Origin of the sequence: Actinomadura sp. NPDC023710 (assembly GCF_040639875.1) — a bacterium.
GTDB classification, from domain to species: Bacteria; Actinomycetota; Actinomycetes; order Streptosporangiales; family Streptosporangiaceae; genus Spirillospora; species Spirillospora citrea.
Window position 1 is genome coordinate 1 of record NZ_JBFAGB010000102.1, and the last position, 3,624, is coordinate 3,624.

The 3,624-nt window shown below is 71.1% G+C and carries 3 protein-coding genes; all 3 read left to right on the forward strand.

The window, feature by feature from the left end:
• Positions 1-523: 523 nt before the first annotated feature.
• Positions 524-1,165 carry a (2Fe-2S)-binding protein gene (locus AB0H37_RS44925; protein ID WP_360618844.1) on the forward strand — a complete coding sequence of 214 codons (642 nt, stop codon included), beginning with the start codon at positions 524-526 and terminating at the stop codon, positions 1,163-1,165.
• A gap of 58 nt (positions 1,166-1,223) precedes the next feature.
• Positions 1,224-2,273 carry a 3-isopropylmalate dehydrogenase gene (locus tag AB0H37_RS44930; RefSeq protein ID WP_179833289.1) on the forward strand — a complete coding sequence of 350 codons (1,050 nt, stop codon included), beginning with the start codon at positions 1,224-1,226 and terminating at the stop codon, positions 2,271-2,273.
• Positions 2,274-2,438: 165 nt separating this feature from the next.
• Positions 2,439-3,542 carry a branched-chain amino acid aminotransferase gene (locus tag AB0H37_RS44935; protein ID WP_179833290.1) on the forward strand — a complete coding sequence of 368 codons (1,104 nt, stop codon included), beginning with the start codon at positions 2,439-2,441 and terminating at the stop codon, positions 3,540-3,542.
• Positions 3,543-3,624 lie beyond the last annotated feature (82 nt).

A 3,624-nucleotide genomic window follows, 5' to 3' on the forward strand; every position in this document is an offset into this window, starting at 1 on the left:
GACTCCAGCATCCGGCCGCGTCCCGGGCCCTCCGGGTCGGGCACGAGCAGGCAGGGTGTGCCGGACGCCCGCCCATCTCATATGCCGAGATTTTGAGCCACGGGTCGGGACAACCCGCCGAACCGGGGGTAGCCTCGCAGTAGTCATGCGGCGCTTCGTGGTAATCCTTCGCTGCCGCAGCGGGGCCTGATCATCGGCAGGCCGGCACCCGCTGCGGAGGCTCTGCCCGGCCCTGAGTCCGATGCCGCGCCGGACCGTGCGAACCACGGCCCTCCGGCGGCCCCTCTGGCCATCAGCCCAGCGATCGGAGCATCCCATCATGAACGAGATCCAGAACAACGCCCCCGCCGAGGACGCCCAGGAAGAAGCCGCCCGGGCCCTGCAGACGGCCCTGGACCGCAGAGCTGACTGATTCACCCTCTCCTTCGTGCTCGACGTGGGCCCGAAGGAGGAGGGCACCGCAATAGGCACCTGCCAGACTGGGGAAGTGGCGGGCGAAGTCAGGGGCTCAGAGGTTTCCGGCGTGCTGGAGCGCGTGGCGGAGCTTGGGCCCTACTTCGAGCTCGCCACCGAGGACGTCTCGGGTGATGCTGTTTGGAGGGCGTTCCCCGGGGGTGTGGGGCCGCTGCGAGAGATCGCCCGTGACCATGCCGGACGGCTTGGGACGGATGAGACCCGTGTGGCGGCCTCGCTGCTCTTTCAGGGACTCGCGGCGCGGATCTGGTCGCCGGTCGTTGCCGCGGGGAGCCTCGGGGTCGTTCCCGATCTTTCGGGGTTGCGGTGGCGGGGGGCGCCGGGTGAGCCGATCATGCTGGGGCTCGCCGATGTCCGCGGGTGGCGGGTGGCGGGTGTGGCCGAGGCCGTCGAGATCGTTCATCCCATGGTCGTGGACGGGCTGCTGCGGCCGCTGCGGGAGGCGATGCTGGGCTTCGTCAAGCTCGCGGACGGGCTGGTCTGGGGCAATGCCGCCTCGGCTCTCGCGGGGAGCCTGAACGTCGGAGGCGCCGATCCCGGGCGGGCCGCGATCGTGCGGGCGCTGCTCGCGCGTGAGCCGCTGGCCGGGGCCGGGTCCTTCGGGTCGCGCGGGTTCGTCCGGAACAACTGCTGCTTGTATTACCGCGTCCCTGGGGGCGGCATGTGCGGAGACTGCGGGCTCGTGCGTTGAATGCCCGCGATGTGAGACGGAAGCCCAAGCACTGAGACGTTTGCAGTAGAGTTCGCGCATGGCTTCGCGCAGCATTCGTCTGGCCGTCATCCCGGGTGACGGGATCGGCCCCGAGGTCGTCGCCGAGGGACTGAAGGTCCTCGACGCCGTGTCCGGCGACCTCGCGTTCGAGCAGACCTCCTACGACCTGGGCGCCGCCCGGTGGCACCGGACGGGGGAGACGCTGCCCGACTCGGTCCTGGCCGAGCTGCGCGAGCAGGAGGTCATCCTGCTCGGCGCCGTCGGCGACCCGAGCGTGCCGAGCGGCACCCTGGAGCGCGGGCTGCTGCTGCGGACCCGGTTCGAGCTGGACCACTACGTCAACCTGCGCCCGGTGAAGCTGTTCCCCGGCGTCAGCACCCCGCTGGCCGGCGTGACCCCGGACGACATCGACATGGTCGTCGTCCGCGAGGGCACCGAGGGCCCGTACACCGGCGTGGGCGGCGTCCTGCGCAAGGGCACCCCACACGAGGTCGCCACGCAGGAGAGCGTCAACACCGCCTACGGCGTCGAGCGCGTCATCCGGTACGCGTTCGAGGTCGCGGCGTCGCGGCCGCGCAGGCGGCTCACGCTCGTCCACAAGGACAACGTGCTCACCTTCGCCGGCGACCTCTACCAGCGGACCCTGAAGCGGGTCGCCGAGGAGTACCCGCAGGTCACGACCGACTACTGCCATGTGGACGCGGCCACGATGTTCTTCGTGAGCCAGCCCCGGCGGTACGACGTCATCGTCACCGACAACCTGTTCGGCGACATCATCACCGACATCGGCGCCGCGATCGCCGGCGGCATCGGCCTCGCCGCGTCCGGGAACGTCAACCCCGACCGCACCGCGCCGTCGATGTTCGAGCCGGTGCACGGCAGCGCCCCCGACATCGCCGGGCAGGGCAAGGCCGACCCGACCGCCACGATCCTGTCGGTCGCCATGCTGCTCGACCACGTCGGCGAGGGCGAGGGCGCCCGCCGCGTCGAGCAGGCCGTCTCGGAGGACCTGGCCGAGCGCGCCGCGCTGGGCGCCCGGTCCACGTCCCAGATCGGCGACGCGATCGCCAAGCGAGTATCCGGCTAGGGGCACGCCGCCTCCGGCCAGACCGGGCGTGCCCTCGCGGCGCGCCCGGTTTTCCGTATGCGCCGCGCATGGAGGAGCAGGTCTAGACGAAGTAGGACAATGGGGACTAGGAAGCCGATGCGGCGATGGGGCCGCCTGGGCGATCCGCGAGAGGACGAGACCGCGATGAGCGACACCCTGGAATTCGAGATCACGCGCACCGAGCGGCCCGCGACCGCCGACGAACGCGCGCGGATCATGGCCGATCCCGGTTTCGGCCGATACTTCACCGACCACATGGTCACGATCCGGTACTCGGCCGAGCGCGGCTGGCACGACGCGAAGCTGGAACCCTACGGGCCGATCCCGATGGACCCGGCCTCGCAGGTGTTCCACTACGCCCAGGAGCTCTTCGAAGGTCTCAAGGCCTACAAGCAGCCGGACGGCTCGGTCGTCACCTTCCGGCCGTACATGAACGCGGCGCGGATGAACCGGTCCGCCAAGCGGATGGCGATGCCGGAGATCCCCGAGCAGCTGTTCGTGGACGCCGTCGAGCTGCTCGTCCGCACCGACAGGGACTGGGTGCCCGACACCGAGGGCCACAGCCTCTACCTGCGGCCCTTCATGTTCGCCACCACCCGCGCGCTCGGCGTCAACAGCCCGGCCCACGAGTTCCTCTTCATGGTCATCGCGGCCCCGTCCGGCCTCTACTACCCGCGCGGCATCAAGCCCGTCTCGGTGTGGCTGTCGCAGGACTACACGCGGGCGGCGCCCGGCGGCACCGGGGAGGCCAAGTTCGGCGGCAACTACGCCGCGTCCTTCGCCGGTCAGGCCGAGGCCGTCGCGCAGGGCTGCGACCAGGTCGTCTGGCTCGACGCGGTGGAGCACCGCTGGGTCGAGGAGGTCGGCTCGATGAACCTCATGTTCGTCTACGGCTCCGGCGCCCGGGCCCGGCTGCTCACCCCCGCGCTCACCGGCACCCTGCTCGCCGGCGTCACCCGCGACTCGATGCTCAAGCTGGCACCCGACCTCGGCGTCCCCACCGAGGAAGGCAAGATCAGCATCGACGAGTGGGAGGCGGGCTGCGCCTCCGGCGAGATCACCGAGGTGTTCGGCTGCGGCACCGCCGCGATCATCAGCCCGGTCGGCCGGGTCAAGGGCCGGGACCGCGAGTGGACGATCGGCGACGGCGAGCCCGGCGAGATCTCGATGCGGCTGCGCCAGGAGCTGGTCGGCATCCAGTACGGCACCCGTCCCGACCCCTACGGCTGGGTCCACAAGATCGTTTGATCGACGGCGCCGGCGCCGGCGGCGCGCGCGCGGCTGCCGCTGCTGCTGGAGATGGCCGCGGACGACGCCGCGGTCCGCGCCC